The 15,063-nt window shown below is 60.8% G+C and carries 14 protein-coding genes; 11 read left to right on the plus strand and 3 right to left on the minus strand.

From position 1 onward, the window contains the following. Positions 1–606: 606 nt before the first annotated feature. Positions 607–1,827: a CaiB/BaiF CoA transferase family protein gene (locus tag HU750_RS09720; RefSeq protein ID WP_186679070.1), complete on the minus strand. Its 1,221-nt coding sequence runs from the start codon at positions 1,825–1,827 to the stop codon at positions 607–609. Positions 1,828–1,841: 14 nt separating this feature from the next. After that, positions 1,842–3,023 carry an acyl-CoA dehydrogenase gene (locus HU750_RS09725; RefSeq protein WP_027591941.1) on the minus strand — a complete coding sequence of 394 codons (1,182 nt, stop codon included), beginning with the start codon at positions 3,021–3,023 and terminating at the stop codon, positions 1,842–1,844. A 162-nt stretch (positions 3,024–3,185) separates the two neighbouring features. On the opposite strand from HU750_RS09725, the gene HU750_RS09730 reads away from it, so the two are divergent. The 10 genes from HU750_RS09730 (at position 3,186) to HU750_RS09775 (ending at position 13,021) form a co-directional block, all read left to right on the plus strand. Beyond that, entirely contained in the window at positions 3,186–4,088 is a 903-nt protein-coding gene (locus tag HU750_RS09730) for a LysR family transcriptional regulator (protein WP_186679073.1), read from the plus strand. Between the two features lie 428 nt (positions 4,089–4,516). After that, positions 4,517–5,638 carry a Re/Si-specific NAD(P)(+) transhydrogenase subunit alpha gene (locus HU750_RS09735; protein WP_186679083.1) on the plus strand — a complete coding sequence of 374 codons (1,122 nt, stop codon included), beginning with the start codon at positions 4,517–4,519 and terminating at the stop codon, positions 5,636–5,638. Positions 5,639–5,650: 12 nt separating this feature from the next. Beyond that, positions 5,651–5,965 (plus strand): NAD(P) transhydrogenase subunit alpha part 2, encoded by a 315-nt coding sequence (locus tag HU750_RS09740; RefSeq protein WP_027591944.1) that lies wholly within the window; start codon positions 5,651–5,653, stop codon positions 5,963–5,965. A gap of 2 nt (positions 5,966–5,967) precedes the next feature. Next, positions 5,968–7,404 carry an NAD(P)(+) transhydrogenase (Re/Si-specific) subunit beta gene (locus HU750_RS09745; protein ID WP_027591945.1) on the plus strand — a complete coding sequence of 479 codons (1,437 nt, stop codon included), beginning with the start codon at positions 5,968–5,970 and terminating at the stop codon, positions 7,402–7,404. Positions 7,405–7,591: 187 nt separating this feature from the next. After that, positions 7,592–9,085: a succinyl-CoA:acetate CoA-transferase ScpC gene (scpC, locus tag HU750_RS09750; RefSeq protein ID WP_027591946.1), complete on the plus strand. Its 1,494-nt coding sequence runs from the start codon at positions 7,592–7,594 to the stop codon at positions 9,083–9,085. Positions 9,086–9,493: 408 nt separating this feature from the next. Next, on the plus strand, positions 9,494–9,709 hold the full coding sequence (locus HU750_RS09755; RefSeq protein ID WP_012269957.1) for a DUF1127 domain-containing protein: 216 nt from the start codon (positions 9,494–9,496) through the stop codon (positions 9,707–9,709). A 295-nt stretch (positions 9,710–10,004) separates the two neighbouring features. Beyond that, entirely contained in the window at positions 10,005–10,322 is a 318-nt protein-coding gene (locus tag HU750_RS09760) for a DUF2388 domain-containing protein (protein ID WP_186679086.1), read from the plus strand. An 84-nt stretch (positions 10,323–10,406) separates the two neighbouring features. After that, complete coding sequence (locus tag HU750_RS09765; RefSeq protein WP_186679088.1) at positions 10,407–10,712, plus strand: DUF2388 domain-containing protein; 306 nt, start codon at positions 10,407–10,409, stop codon at positions 10,710–10,712. A gap of 36 nt (positions 10,713–10,748) precedes the next feature. Continuing rightward, positions 10,749–11,069: a DUF2388 domain-containing protein gene (locus HU750_RS09770; protein ID WP_027591949.1), complete on the plus strand. Its 321-nt coding sequence runs from the start codon at positions 10,749–10,751 to the stop codon at positions 11,067–11,069. Beyond that, the gene (locus HU750_RS09775) at positions 11,066–13,021 is read left to right on the plus strand and encodes a DUF7844 domain-containing protein (RefSeq protein WP_186679090.1); all 1,956 of its coding nucleotides are present in this window, start codon (positions 11,066–11,068) and stop codon (positions 13,019–13,021) included. Before HU750_RS09770 ends, HU750_RS09775 begins: the two co-directional genes overlap by 4 nt. A gap of 62 nt (positions 13,022–13,083) precedes the next feature. Here HU750_RS09775 and HU750_RS09780 read toward each other — a convergent pair whose 3' ends face one another. Continuing rightward, a complete protein-coding gene (locus tag HU750_RS09780; RefSeq protein ID WP_085272099.1) occupies positions 13,084–13,485 on the minus strand; it encodes a GFA family protein in 402 nt (133 codons plus the stop codon). Positions 13,486–13,752: 267 nt separating this feature from the next. On the opposite strand from HU750_RS09780, the gene HU750_RS09785 reads away from it, so the two are divergent. Then, positions 13,753–15,060, plus strand: a complete 1,308-nt coding sequence (locus HU750_RS09785) for a CitMHS family transporter (RefSeq protein ID WP_085272100.1) — start codon at positions 13,753–13,755, stop codon at positions 15,058–15,060. Positions 15,061–15,063: the final 3 nt, after the last annotated feature.

Consider the following 15,063-nt stretch of genomic DNA (forward strand, 5'->3'; position numbering starts at 1 on the left):
CCAGCGTTCAATCTGAGCCATGATCAAACTCTTCAGTTCAATACTGCTTGGGTTTTTAAGAAACCCTAAACTTGGCTCAGCAATCTCAAATGACTATGTGATTTCTCGCATCGTCACTTGTGATGCTGATAATCTTTGTGACTATCAGCCCGTACTCACAAGCACCCACACGAATTGCTTGATTCAATTTGTTAAAGAGCGTTTGGTTAAGAGCTTTTCGTCTCAACCGAGGCGCGCATTCTACGCTTTCCTCAGAGCCTGTCAAGCGTTTATTTTGAAGTCTTTAGCGAGAAACTCGTTTAGCTTCAAACACTTGGCTCGCTGCGATCTCTCGTAGCGGGAGGCGAATCATACAGCGTTTAGAAGCGCTGTCAACCACCATTTCAACCGCTGACGATCTTTCGATCGAAGCCCTTCAAACTTCGTCTTCACTATTTAACCCATTGAATCTCAAGGAGTTTTTCGTTCCGACTACGCTGGAAGTGGGGCGCATTATAAGGGGATTCGAAACCCCGTCAACCTTTAATTTCACGAAACCTTAATATCGCTAAAAAGCAAAGCGGGGAGGCCTTCGGCCTCCCCGCTATTCCACTTCTCTATATAGGCTCAAAGCACCCCAGCACTGCGCAAGCGGTGCACGGCATCCGTATCCAACCCAAGCACCTCACTCAATACCGCCTCGGTGTGCTCACCCAACAGCGGCGGCGCCCGCCGGTACTCCACCGGCGTCTCCGACAGGCGAATAGGGCTGGCTACCTGCGGCACACTCCCCGCCAGTGGATGCGGGATAGTCACCGCCAACCCTCGAGCCACCACCTGCGGATCCTGGAACATCTGCGCCAGGTCATTGATTGGCCCACACGGCACCCCAGCCTTCTCCAACTGGCTCACCCACTCCGCCGTGGTCTTGAACACCGTAGCCTGACGAATCAACGGAATCAGCTCACCACGGTTGGCCACACGCAGCTTATTTGTAGCGAAGCGCGGATCATCCGCCCACTGCGGCTGCCCAGCCACCTCGGCAAACTTGCGAAACTGACCATCATTACCCACGGTAAGGATGAAATCGCCGTCTGCTGTAGGGAAGTCCTGGTAAGGCACGATATTGGGATGCGCATTACCCAGGCGCCGGGGCGGGGTGCCCGTGGTCAGATAGTTCATGGCCTGGTTCGCCAGGCAGGCCACCTGAACATCGAGCAATGCCATGTCGACATGCTGACCGATCCCGGTCTGGTCCCGATGGGCGAGGGCAGCCAAAATCGCCACAGTCGAGTACAGCCCAGTAAGAATGTCAGTCAGCGCCACGCCAACCTTTACCGGCCCAGCACCTTCTTCCCCCTCAGGCCGACCGGTCAGGCTCATCAACCCACCCAGCCCTTGGATCATGAAGTCATAGCCCGCGCGCTTGGCATAGGGCCCGGTCTGGCCAAAGCCGGTAATGGAGCAATAGATAAGCTTTGGGTTGAGCGCTTTCAGGCTTTGGTAATCCAGCCCATAGGCTGCGAGGCCACCGACCTTGAAGTTCTCGATGACGATATCCGACTTCGCCGCCAGCTCACGCACCAAGCGTTGCCCTTCAGGCTGTGTGAAGTCGATCGTCACCGAACGCTTGTTGCGATTGGCCGAAAGGTAATAGGCGGCCTCACTGGTGTTCTCACCCCGGGCATCCCTGAGGAAAGGCGGCCCCCACGAGCGGGTATCATCGCCATTACCAGGGCGCTCGACCTTGATCACGTCAGCCCCAAGGTCAGCGAGAATCTGGCCAGACCATGGGCCGGCCAACACGCGCGAAAGGTCCAGCACCCGCAGATGTGATAGCGCGCCCATGGGCTGGCTCCTTATTAATAGAAGGCCTGGATGCCGGTCTGAGCACGCCCCAGGATCAATGCATGCACGTCATGGGTACCTTCATAGGTGTTGACCACCTCAAGGTTCACCAGATGGCGAGCCACGCCGAACTCATCGGAAATGCCGTTACCCCCCAGCATGTCACGTGCCATGCGGGCGATGTCCAAGGCTTTACCGCAAGAGTTACGCTTCATGATCGAGGTGATCTCGACAGCCGCCGTGCCTTCATCCTTCATGCGCCCCAAGCGCAAGCAGCCCTGCAGTGCCAGGGTGATCTCGGTCTGCATGTCGGCCAGCTTTTTCTGGATCAGCTGATTGGCTGCCAGCGGGCGGCCGAACTGCTGACGGTCCAGGGTGTATTGGCGCGCGGTATGCCAGCAGGCCTCGGCAGCGCCCAACGCCCCCCAGGAGATGCCATAGCGTGCCGAGTTCAGGCAGGTGAACGGGCCCTTGAGGCCGCGCACGTCTGGGAAGATGTTCTCCTCAGGCACGAACACGTTGTCCATCACGATCTCGCCTGTAATCGAAGCACGCAGGCCCACCTTGCCGTGGATCGCCGGGGCGCTCAGGCCTTCCCAACCCTTTTCCAGCACGAAGCCGCGGATATCGCCAGCGTCATCCTTGCCCCACACCACGAACACATCGGCGATCGGGCTGTTGGTGATCCACATCTTGCTGCCGGTCAGGCGGTAGCCGCCGTCCACCTTTCTGGCCCGGGTGATCATCGAGCCCGGGTCGGAGCCGTGGTTAGGCTCGGTCAGACCAAAGCAGCCGATCCACTCACCCGTGGCGAGCTTGGGCAGGTACTTCTGCTTCTGCGCCTCAGTGCCGAATTCGTTGATCGGTACCATCACCAGGGAAGACTGCACACTCATCATCGAGCGATAGCCAGAGTCGATCCGCTCGACCTCGCGAGCGATCAGCCCGTAACACACATAATTAAGACCGCTGCCGCCATACTGCTCGGGGATGGTGGCACCCAGCAAACCGATTTCACCCATCTCGCGGAAGATCGCCGGGTCGGTCTGCTCATGGCGGAAGGCTTCGAGCACGCGCGGCGCCAGCTTGTCCTGGGCGAACTGATAAGCGCTGTCACGCACCATGCGCTCTTCTTCAGTGAGCTGCTGATCGAGCAGCAGCGGATCGATCCAGTTGAAGCTTGCTTTACCGGCCATGAGCGAAATCCTCGAAAAGAGAGAGCAAATTCTTGTGCCCTTGAGCCTAGGCCTGATCGGCCGTCGGGACAAACGAGGATTGCGCACGGATTAGTGATAATTTGTCACTTCGTAAATCAGCAAAACGCCACATTGACAGCCTTACAAGTGAGGTTGACGTACATGCGCCGCAAGATCCCCAGCACTGCCGCCCTGGTCTGTTTCGAGGCGGCGGCGCGTAACGAGAGCTTCACCAAGGCCGCGCAAGAACTCGCGCTGACCCAGGGCGCCGTTTGTCGGCAGATCGGCGGCCTGGAGGCCTTCCTTAATGTGGAACTGTTTCGCCGCTCAAGGCGCGGGGTGAAGCTGACCGAGGCTGGCCTTTCCTACAGCCGCCAGGTTGCCGCGCAGCTGGATGCGGTAGAGCGCGATACCTTGTCGGTCATGCGCCAGCAGGGCGCCAATGTGATCGAACTGGCCGTGGTACCCACCTTCGGCACCCAATGGCTGCTCCCCAGGCTCAAGGACTTCCAGCAGCGCCACCCCGAGGTCACCGTCAACCTGACCAACCGCACACGGCCATTTCTGTTTGCCGACACAGCCTTTGATGCAGCCATCTATTTCGGCGATGCCGACTGGTCCGGCACCCAGTCGCATAGGCTGATGGGCGAGAACCCTGTCCCCGTTTGCAGCCCGGCGTTGCTGGACGGGCAGGGCATGCTAGACGCCCGCCGCATTGCGCAACTGCCCTTGCTGCAGCAGACCACGCGCCCCTATGCCTGGCGGCAATGGTTCGGCGGCCTGGGCATGAACGTGGAGCGCGACATGACAGGCCCGCGTTATGAACTATTCTCGATGCTCGCGCAGGCGGCGATGCACGAAATGGGGATCGCGCTGATCCCGCCCTTTCTAATCCAGCGGGAGTTGCAGGAGGGTAGGTTGGTGGTCGCTAACAGGCATGCCCTGAGCAGTGACAAGGCCTACTATCTGATGATTCCCGAACGCAAAGTGGAGTCTGCCTCGCTACGGGCTTTCCGCGACTGGCTGGTAGCACAAGCGCAGGCTTACACCACCGCCTCTGCCTAGTCGCAGCCAACCAACCTGACTTCGTAGTCAATTATTTTAAACACCTACAGATATATGTATTTGTCGCATATTCGAAAACTGTTACGCAAGCCTGAAAATCCCGTTTAACCCTGCTGACTGCGCGGCTTTCAGGCTTAAATTGCGACATTGAGCGAACCGTAAGCGAAATACCGCAATTTTTTTTAGTTTTATCTCCTAATCTCCCAATGGCCCATGGTTGACGGGCTGCAACCGAAGGCTTGCGACATACGGTCACAGGGTGACTTGTAGTTTTAACTTCGTTTCGCTCCAGAACCGGTTGAAGCCCCTTGGGTTCATCTGCAAAATGCCTGGCCCGCCTAGGATTCGGCGGGTTGGACCGCACCAGCGCACCAGCCGAAGTACGCTGGCTTCAACAAAGACAAAAGGTCACCGCAGGAGACATAGTCGTGCACATTGGTGTTCCTCTCGAGACGCAGACGGGTGAGACAAGGGTCGCCGCGACCCCTGAAACCATCAAAAAACTGGTTGCCCAGGGCCATCAGGTCACCGTCCAACGGGGGGCAGGGCTAAACGCCAGCATTCCGGACAGTGCCTATGAGGCTGTGGGTGCCTCCCTGGGTACCGCCGCCGATGCCTACGGCGCGCAACTGGTACTTAAAGTAGTCGCGCCCAGCGACCAGGAGATGGCGCTGATCAACAGCGGCAGCCTGCTGGTGGGCATGCTCAACCCGTTCAACAGTGAACTGATCGACAAGATGGCCGAGCGCGGTATCACCGCCTTCGCCCTCGAAGCAGCGCCGCGTACCTCGCGGGCACAAAGCCTCGATGTGCTGTCGTCCCAGGCCAACATCGCCGGTTACAAGGCGGTGCTGCTGGCAGCGCACTACTACCCTCGCTTCATGCCCATGCTGATGACGGCCGCCGGTACCGTGAAGGCTGCCCGCGTGCTGATCCTCGGTGCAGGCGTTGCAGGCCTGCAGGCCATTGCTACCGCCAAGCGCATGGGTGCCGTGATAGAGGCGTCGGATGTACGCCCCGCCGTCAAAGAGCAGATCGAATCGCTGGGCGCCAAGTTCATCGACGTGCCTTACGAAACCGATGAGGAACGTGAGTGCGCCGAGGGTGTTGGTGGCTATGCGCGGCCGATGCCGGCCAGCTGGATGCAGCGCCAGGCCCAGGCCGTACACGAACGCGCCAAGCAGGCCGACATCGTCATCACCACCGCACTGATCCCTGGCCGCAAGGCGCCGACCCTGCTCAGCGCCGAAACCGTCGCGCAGATGAAGCCTGGGTCGGTGGTCATCGACCTGGCCGCCGCCCAAGGCGGTAACTGCCCACTGACCGTCGCCGACCAGGTGGTGCAGGAAAACGGCGTAACCATCGTCGGCCCGACCAACCTGCCTGCCCAGGTGGGGGCCGATGCATCGGCGCTGTACGCACGCAACCTGCTGGACTTCATGAAGCTGTTGTTCGACAAGGACAACGCGCTGGTCATCAACCTCGAAGACGACATCGTCGCGGCCTGCCTCATGTGCCGCGATGGCCAAGTCGTCCGCAAGAACGGCTAAGGAGCACGACAAATGGAAGACATGCTGATTTCCCATGGCATCTACAACCTGATCATTTTCGTGCTAGCCATCTATGTGGGCTACCACGTGGTGTGGAACGTCACCCCGGCGCTGCACACGCCGCTGATGGCGGTCACCAACGCCATCTCGGCCATCGTCATCGTCGGTGCCATGCTGGCGGCGGCGCTGACCGTAACGCCCGCCGGCAAGCTGATGGGCACGCTGGCCGTGGCCTTGGCGGCGGTCAACGTGTTCGGTGGCTTCCTGGTCACCCGTCGCATGCTTGAGATGTTCAAGAAGAAAGCCAAGAACGAGGCGAAGAAGTAAGCATGAGCATGAATCTGGTAACGCTTCTCTACCTGGTCGCCTCGATCTGCTTCATCCAGGCGCTCAAGGGCCTTTCGCACCCGACCACGTCACGCCGCGGCAACCTGTTCGGCATGATCGGCATGGGCTTGGCAATCGTCACCACGGTTGGCCTCATTTATAAGCTGGGCGCAGAACTGGCAACGGCCGGTATCGGCTACGTGATCGTCGGCCTGCTGGTCGGTGGTACCGCCGGTTCGATCATGGCCAAGCGGGTCGAGATGACCAAGATGCCGGAACTGGTCGCCTTCATGCACAGCATGATCGGCCTGGCCGCGGTGTTCATCGCCATTGCCGCCGTGCTGGAGCCGCAGTCGATGGGCATCGTCGCCAGCATCAGCGACCCGATCCCGACGGGTAACCGCCTGGAACTGTTCCTCGGCGCGGCAATTGGTGCCATCACCTTCTCCGGTTCCGTGATCGCCTTCGGCAAGCTGTCGGGCAAGTACAAGTTTCGCCTGTTCCAAGGCGCACCGGTACAGTTCGCCGGCCAGCACAAGCTGAACCTGATCCTGGGCCTGACCACCATCGCCCTGGGCCTGCTGTTCACCTTCACCGGCCACTACAGTGCCTTTACCCTGATGCTGGTTCTGGCCTTCATCATGGGCGTGCTGATCATTATTCCGATCGGTGGCGCGGACATGCCGGTGGTGGTGTCGATGCTCAACAGCTATTCGGGCTGGGCAGCAGCGGGTATCGGCTTCTCGCTGAACAACTCGATGCTGATCATCGCAGGCTCGCTGGTCGGCTCCAGCGGTGCCATCCTCTCGTACATCATGTGCAAGGCGATGAACCGTTCGTTCTTCAATGTCATCCTCGGCGGCTTCGGCGGCGCGACCGATGCCGGTGGCCCCGCAGGCACCCAGGAAGCTCGCCCGGTAAAATCGGGTTCGGCCGACGACGCTACCTTCCTGCTCAGCAATGCCGACACGGTGATCATCGTGCCGGGTTACGGCCTGGCAGTCGCCCGTGCCCAGCACGCGCTGAAGGAGCTGACCGAGAAGCTGACCCACAACGGTGTGACCGTGAAGTACGCGATTCACCCGGTGGCAGGCCGCATGCCGGGGCACATGAACGTGTTGCTGGCCGAAGCCGAAGTGCCGTACGACCAGGTGTTCGAGATGGACGACATCAACGCCGAATTCGGCCAGGCCGACGTGGTACTGGTGTTGGGCGCCAACGATGTGGTCAACCCGGCAGCGAAAAACGATCCCAAGTCGCCGATTGCCGGCATGCCGATCCTGGAAGCGTTCAAGGCCAAGACCATCATCGTCAACAAGCGCTCCATGGCCAGCGGCTATGCAGGCCTGGACAACGAACTGTTCTACCTGGACAAGACCATGATGGTATTCGGTGATGCCAAGAAGGTAATCGAGGATATGGTCAAAGCCGTGGAGTAACCCACTGGCTGCAAACCGTGCGCTATATAAGAAGCCCCGCCGAGAAATCTGCGGGGCTTTTACATTTGCCTGATCCAGATCAACGGCTCTACTTCCGGGCTTCTCATACGACCATGGTCGTGGGACGGCAACCGGCGAAATCTCTAGACTGCGCTCCAGTAGCTTCAGTAGCCTGAGATAACAATCCATGTACCGTGATCGTATCCGCTTGTCCTCCCTGCACAGCAAGGTAATGAGTGCGGCTGATGCCGCTGGTCTGATCGAGGACGGCATGACCGTCGGCATGAGCGGCTTCACCCGCGCCGGCGAAGCCAAGGCCGTACCCCATGCCCTGGCCGAACGTGCCAAGCAGTCGCCGCTGAAAATCAGCCTGATGACCGGCGCCAGCCTGGGCAATGACCTGGACAAGCAGCTGACCGAGGCCGGCGTGCTGGCTCGCCGCATGCCCTTCCAGGTCGACAGCACCCTGCGCAAGGCCATCAACGACGGCCAGGTGATGTTCATCGACCAGCACCTGTCGGAAACCGTCGAGCAATTGCGCAACCAGCAGCTCAAGCTGCCGGACATCGCCGTCATCGAAGCCGTGGCCATCACCGAACAAGGCCATATCGTGCCGACCACCTCGGTAGGCAACTCGGCCAGCTTCGCGATCTTCGCCAAGCAAGTGATCGTCGAGATCAACCTGTCGCACAACGCCAACCTCGAAGGCCTGCACGACATCTATATCCCGACCTACCGCCCAACCCGCACACCGATCCCGCTGGTCAAGGTCGATGATCGCATCGGCAGCACCGCCATCCCGATCGACCCGGCCAAGATCGTCGGTATCGTCATCAGCGACCAGCCGGACTCGCCATCCACTGTATTGCCGCCGGACGACGAAACCCAGGGCATCGCCGACCACCTGATCAACTTCCTCAAGAAGGAAGTCGACGCTGGCCGCATGACCAACAAGCTCGGCCCACTGCAGGCCGGTATCGGCAGCATCGCCAACGCGGTGATGTGCGGCTTGATCGATTCGCCGTTCGAAGACCTGACTATGTACTCCGAAGTACTGCAGGATTCGACCTTCGACCTGATCGACGCCGGCAAGCTGAGCTTCGCCTCCGGCAGCTCAATCACCCTGTCGACCCGCCGCAATGCCGATGTGTTCGGTAACCTGGAGCGCTACAAGGACAAGCTGGTGCTGCGCCCACAGGAGATCTCCAACCACCCAGAGGTGGTCCGTCGCCTGGGCATCATTGGTATCAACACCGCGCTGGAGTTCGATATCTACGGCAACGTCAACTCCACCCACGTGTGCGGCACGCGGATGATGAACGGCATCGGTGGTTCTGGCGATTTCGCCCGTAACGCGCACCTGGCCGTGTTCGTCACCAAGTCGATTGCCAAGGGTGGCGCGATTTCCAGCGTGGTGCCGATGGTCAGCCACGTCGACCACACCGAGCACGACGTCGACATCCTGGTCACTGAGCAGGGGCTTGCAGACTTGCGCGGCCTGGCGCCACGCGAGCGTGCCCGGGCAATCATCGACAACTGTGTGCACCCGGATTACCGCGCAGCGCTGAACGACTACTTCGATCGCGCCTGCCAGCGCGGCGGCCATACGCCGCACATTCTGCGCGAAGCATTGAGCTGGCACGAAAACCTGGAAGAGACCGGGCGCATGCTCGCCAGCTGATACCCACACGCCTGTAGTTACACCGCTCCAAACAAGCCGCCTTCAGCGGGAACAGCGCGCGATTCGTCGTCAGCGCCGTGCCGGTTGAAGACGGTTTGCCGGCGATACGGCCGGTACAGTCAAAGCCCTCGCTCGATACAACGTCTAAGCAAGCTACAAAACTGTACTACTGTACTGTTATTTTTAGCTGACCCTCTGCTGACCACCTCTCCCTACCGAGCATTTTGCACCATATAAGTGCAGACCAGTACAGTTGCGCCTATTTCGAGTGCAACAGTAGGATTACACAGTTAACTGAACCATCGTAATGCCGCAGAACTGTATCTACTGTTATGGACAAGAGAGGAGGATCATTGGCATCAGTTAAATCACTACCTAATCCCGCCATAAGCGGAAGGATGAAACATCATGGAACGTACACTCAGTTCCGGTCTGGTTTTTGAAAGCAACGCCCAACAATCCAACGCTTCGATGCCTCTGCGCGCCCTGTCCACCCTGCTGTTGTGGCAGCGTCGCATGGCCAGCCGCCGTCAACTGGCTCGCCTGGACTCCCGCCTGCTGGCCGACGCCGGTATCAGCGAGTCGCAGCGTTACGAAGAGCTGAGCAAGCCTTTCTGGCGCTAAGCTCCGGCTTGCCGGCTATGCCCGGCACCGCGAATTCCTAAACCCGTTGCAGGTGACTGCAGCGGGTTTTTTGTTTGTACCCTACGTGCCAGAGCGGCTCTCAGCCATACAGGTACAGTTTCTTATAAAGCAAAAACATACCAGTACAGTACTAGGAAGGGCTGTTGATTAACATCCAGAAACATCGACGCGTGATACGCTTGGCTTAACAGTCTGGTAGAAACCAGATGTTGAAAAGTACCGAGACGCGCAGTGCGAGCGTCCGATTAGCAGAATCCCCTAGGAGTCCACGATCATGTCCCTTAAACACCTGATTGGCGCCGCCCTGATGCTGAGCTTGGCCGGCACCGCCAGCGCCACCAGCTTCGTCGTCACCACTGACGCAGTCGTGGGCGCTGTCGCTGCATCCACCGACGCCACCTCCGACGTATCGTCGTCGTTCCGCGACGACAAGATCGTCCAAGCCGCCCGTGACGATGCCGCCAGCTTCGTTGGCAGCCAAGGCGACATTCGCGGCGCCAAGCTGGAAAGCGCCTTCCTGCACATTCGCGCACAAATGCCGACCCTGCAGGCTACCGACGCACAGCTGGCACAGGCCATCCTGGCCATCTGACCTGCACTGAGCCCTGCGGCTGTACGGGTGCTCGCCCACAGCCGCAGGTGTCTTCACCCCCTCGTTCCCAGCCGTCAGAAGCCCATGCGTTATCTGTTGCCGTTGTTGTTAGTCGCCGTTGGCATCCCCCTGAGCATGGCACCTGCCCATGCGTTGGACACCACCACGCAAAGCCTGGTCATCACAGGCTATGTCACCAGCCAAGTCACCACCGCGCCGTTCGACCGCAAACTGGTCAGTCAGGCCCGTGACGATGCTGCGGCATTCGTCGCCAGCGATGGCCTGATCCTCGGTGCGCGCCTGGAAGCGGCCTTCACCTCGCTGCGCCAGCACGGTGCCGCACAGGCTGTCGGCGACCTGGAACTGGCGCAGGCAATTCTCGTCCAATGACTACACCTGACTCCCTGTATTTTTCGGAGATGCTCCATGCGTAAACCGCTGATTGCCGCTACCCTCGGCATGCTGCTGCTGGCCGACCTGGCCCAGGCACAGACGCTGGTGGCCACCAGCAACATCATCGTGCGTGCCTTTGGCCGTTCGATCGATTTCACGTCCGACACCACCACCTCGATCCGTGATTCCAAAGTCGTGCGTGAAGCGCACGACGATGCCGCCAGCTTTGTCGCCAGCAACGGTGATATCCGTGGCGCCCAGCTTGAAGCTGCGTTCAATACCCTGCGCGAGCGCCTGCCTGAAGCGCGAGGCGCCAGCGACCAAGTGCTGGCTGAAGCCATTCTCGCGCTGTGAACCAGGTGCGTGCCTGGCTGCTCGGCTGCGCCCTGACGCTGCTCGGCACACCCGCCCTGGCCGACCTGCAGCTTGAGCTGCAGGCTTCCGGCCTCGACCCTCAACAACGCCAAGCCAGCCAGGCACTGCTCGACGAAGCACTGAGCAAGCTGCCGCCGCGCTTCAAGCAGCAACTGGACCGGGGTGTGCAGGTCAGCTGGACTGCGCGCATGCCCGCCGACGCCTATGGCCAGGCGTCGCTGGTTTCTACCCTGGAGCTCAACAGCCGCTTGCTGCCGGGGCTGGTCGACGGCAGCGCCGCCCGCGAACGCACCCACCGCCCACACGGCACCGTGCGCGAAGAGCTGTTGGCGACTGTCCTGCATGAACTGACCCATATTTACGACCGGGCCCGGTTGTGGCCGGCCACCGAGCGCTCGCTGATCGCCCGTTGCAAGCGCCAGCAGGGCACCGTGGGCAAAATCGGCTTGCCAGAGGCGTGCCGCGGCCAGGCCGAACGGCGCTTCACCTTGAGCGATGACCCACGCCTGCTCGACCTTGCGGGCTGGCAGCAATATGTCGGCCGCCGCGGTGAGCGCGAGCAGCACAACGGCCAGTTCGTGCGCAGCCCAGACACCTATGAGCTGAGCAGCCCTAAGGAATTCATCGCGGTCAACATGGAGTACTTCCTCCTCGACCCGAGCTATGCTTGCCGGCGCCCCGCCTTGAACCAGTACCTGCGCGACCACTTCGGCTGGGCACCCGCACAAGAGAGCTGCGCCAAGGGCTTGCCATTCCTCAACGCGGGCAGCGACTTCGCTCGCCAGCCACTGGGCGAAATCGACCCCGAACGCGTTTATGAAGTCGACTACCTGCTGGCCGAGGCCAATCAGAACTGGGTCAGCCGCTGGGGCCACAGCATGCTGCGCCTGGTCATCTGCAAACCTGGGCGACCGCGCGGCCCGGATTGCCGCCTAGACCTCGACCAGCACCTGGTGCTGTCGTACCGCGCCTTCGTCAACGATGTGCAGTTGTCCAGCTGGGACGGCCTGGTCGGTGCTTATCCGTCGCGGCTGTTCGTGTTGCCGTTGGGCCAGGTCATCGACGAGTACACCAAGACCGAGCTACGCAGCCTGGCGTCGATCCCCCTCAAGCTCGACCGCCAGGAAGTCGAGAACCTGGTGCGCCAGGCGGCGGAAATGCACTGGAGCTACGACGGCAATTACTACTTCCTGTCCAACAATTGCGCGGTCGAATCGCTGAAACTGCTGCGCAGTGGCACCGCCAACCCGCGCCTGAACGACCTCGACAGCATCATGCCCAACGGCCTGCTGGAAGTGCTCAAAGGGCGGGGCATTGCCGATACCAGTGTGCTCGATGACCCCCGCGAAGCCCTGCGCCTGGGTTACCGCTTCGACTCCTACCGTGACCGCTACCAGGCCATGTTCGACGTGCTGAAAAAGCAGCTGCCGATCAAGCAGGACAAGGTCGAGGACTGGCTGGCCCTGGATGCCGAACAGCGCCGCGGCTGGTTCGCCCAGGCCGACCTGCGCACCAGCGCTGCCTTGCTGCTGCTCGAGCAGGCGAGCCTACGCCGCCAGCTGTTGCTGGCCCAGGACGAGGTCAAGCAGCGCTACCTGAACGCGGCGGCGCTGAAGGATGGCAGTATCGACAAAGCCAACCAGACGCTGCAGCAGATGCTCGCCAACAGCGGCTTCCTCAGCCGCCCGGCAGAACTGCTGGACGCCAAAGGCTATGGTCTACCGCAGCCCGATGAGCGCAAGCACCTGGAGAAAGTCAGCAGCGAGCGGCAGGCCCAGTTGCTGCGCCTGAGCACCGACCTGGACAAAGAGGTGAGGGCGCTGCTGGACCCCTCGCGGGCCAAGGAGATTGCCGCGATCGAGACCAACGTGAAGCAGGTGGGTGAGCATCTGCGAACGCTGCACAAGGCCGCAGGCGGGTTGCAGTTGTAGTCGTGACAGCACCAGCCTCTTCGCGGGCTTGCCCGCGAAGGCCATGTGACCAAACAGATGACCTACAAGCTTTCCCCAACCTCCCCAGGCAAATCCTCATCCAGGTGCAACCAGGGCAACCGGCTACCCGTCCAGATATGCCGGTTGGCCCGCACCCGCTCCGGGTGATCCAGCGTCGCCACCGTCACGTCGATGCTGTCCGGGCTGTGCGAAGTGACCAATGCCACATGCGCCCCACACTGCCCACAAAAATACCGGCTGCAACTGGCCGGCGCCACATAGCAGCGCGGCTCGCCCGCCAACCACTGGAATGCGGAACGCGGCACCGTCAGCCAAGTCACCACCAACCCGCCACTGACGCGCCGACAGATCGAACAATGGCAGTGGGCGACATCCGTCAGCGCCCCCTCCAGCCGATACCGCAAGCCACCACAGTGGCAGCCACCTTCGGTCACATTCTGCATCACCTACCTCCCGTCGCCTTTGTCACAGCGAAAGCTGGCTGAAAGCTTGCCCTCTTAGGATAGCGCCCACTACCGGCACAAGACCGGTCAGCCAGGGCACCCGGAATCTTCCGCGCCCGGCCCAATCAACAACAACAATGGTGATTCTGATGTATTCCTGTGCCCGCCTTCATGTCGTCCCCCTCCGCATGCTCCCTGCACAGCGCCTGACGCGCTGATCCGCCCGAATCGACTGTCCTTTCGCCGCGCCACGCCTGGAGTATTGCCATGCTGACCTTCCTCGGCTTTGCCATGGTCATCACCTTCATGTACCTGATCATGACCAAGCGCCTGTCGGCCTTGATCGCGCTGATTCTGGTACCGATCCTGTTCGCCCTGTTCGGCGGTTTCTCCGCCAAGATCGGCCCCATGATGCTCGAGGGCATCAGCAAGCTCGCGCCAACCGGCGTGATGTTGATGTTCGCCATCCTCTACTTTGCCCTGATGATCGACTCCGGCCTGTTCGACCCGGCCGTGCGCAAGATCCTCAAGCTGGTCAAAGGCGACCCGCTGAAAGTCTCGGTCGGCACCGCCGTGCTGGCCCTGGTGGTCTCGCTCGACGGTGACGGCGCCACCACCTACATGATCTGCTGCGCCGCCATGCTGCCCATGTACAGCCGCTTGGGCATGAGCCCGCGGATCATGGCCGGCCTGATCATCCTGGCCGGCGGGGTGATGAACATGACCCCCTGGGGTGGCCCGACCGCACGCGCCGCCAGCGCACTGCACGTGGACCCGTCGGACATTTTCGTGCCCATGATCCCAGCCATGCTGTTCGGCGTACTGGCGATCCTGGCCATTGCCTATATGTACGGCAAACGTGAACGTGCCCGCCTGGGCGAACTGCACCTGCCGACCGACGACATCGACCACAGCGAAATCACCGTGTCGCAGTTCCCGGAGGCGCGCCGGCCAAAACTGTTGTACTTCAACGGTGCCCTGACGGCAGCCCTGATGGTTGCCCTGATCGCAGGCGTGCTGCCACTGCCGGTGCTGTTCATGATCGCCTTCAGCATCGCCATGATCGTCAACTACCCCTGCCTGCAGCAGCAAAAAGACCGCATTGCCGCCCACGCCGGCAGCGTTCTGGCGGTAACCGGGCTGATCTTCGCCGCCGGTATCTTCACCGGCATCCTGTCCGGCACCGGCATGGTCGATGCCATGTCCAAGAGCCTGCTGGCGGTCATCCCCGAGGCCCTGGGCCCGTACCTGGCGGTAATCACCGCGATCGTGAGCATGCCGTTCACGTTCTTCATGTCCAACGACGCCTTCTACTACGGCGTGTTGCCGGTACTTGCCGAGGCAGCCAGCCACTACGGCATCAGCCCGGTCGAGATGGCCCGCGCGTCGATCGTCGGCCAGCCGGTACATCTGCTCAGCCCCTTGGTACCCTCCACGTACCTGCTGGTGGCCCTGGCCGGCATCGAGTTCGGTGACCACCAGCGCTTCACCCTGAAGTGGGCAGTTCTGGTGTGCCTGTGCATAATGCTCGCCGCGCTGCTGATGGGGATTTTCCCGCTGTTCAGTAGTCTTTAATAA

Source organism: Pseudomonas sp. SWRI50, assembly GCF_014269095.1.
Classification (GTDB): Bacteria; Pseudomonadota; Gammaproteobacteria; order Pseudomonadales; family Pseudomonadaceae; genus Aquipseudomonas; species Aquipseudomonas kermanshahensis.

Coding starts and splice junctions, on each gene's coding strand:
- HU750_RS09720 (WP_186679070.1), bottom strand. CDS start 1,827: ATGGGCGCGCTATCACATCTGCGGGTGCTGGACCTTTCGCGCGTGTTG.
- HU750_RS09725 (WP_027591941.1), bottom strand. CDS start 3,023: ATGGCCGGTAAAGCAAGCTTCAACTGGATCGATCCGCTGCTGCTCGAT.
- HU750_RS09730 (WP_186679073.1), top strand. CDS start 3,186: ATGCGCCGCAAGATCCCCAGCACTGCCGCCCTGGTCTGTTTCGAGGCG.
- HU750_RS09740 (WP_027591944.1), top strand. CDS start 5,651: ATGGAAGACATGCTGATTTCCCATGGCATCTACAACCTGATCATTTTC.
- HU750_RS09745 (WP_027591945.1), top strand. CDS start 5,968: ATGAGCATGAATCTGGTAACGCTTCTCTACCTGGTCGCCTCGATCTGC.
- scpC (WP_027591946.1), top strand. CDS start 7,592: ATGTACCGTGATCGTATCCGCTTGTCCTCCCTGCACAGCAAGGTAATG.
- HU750_RS09755 (WP_012269957.1), top strand. CDS start 9,494: ATGGAACGTACACTCAGTTCCGGTCTGGTTTTTGAAAGCAACGCCCAA.
- HU750_RS09760 (WP_186679086.1), top strand. CDS start 10,005: ATGTCCCTTAAACACCTGATTGGCGCCGCCCTGATGCTGAGCTTGGCC.
- HU750_RS09765 (WP_186679088.1), top strand. CDS start 10,407: ATGCGTTATCTGTTGCCGTTGTTGTTAGTCGCCGTTGGCATCCCCCTG.
- HU750_RS09770 (WP_027591949.1), top strand. CDS start 10,749: ATGCGTAAACCGCTGATTGCCGCTACCCTCGGCATGCTGCTGCTGGCC.
- HU750_RS09780 (WP_085272099.1), bottom strand. CDS start 13,485: ATGCAGAATGTGACCGAAGGTGGCTGCCACTGTGGTGGCTTGCGGTAT.
- HU750_RS09785 (WP_085272100.1), top strand. CDS start 13,753: ATGCTGACCTTCCTCGGCTTTGCCATGGTCATCACCTTCATGTACCTG.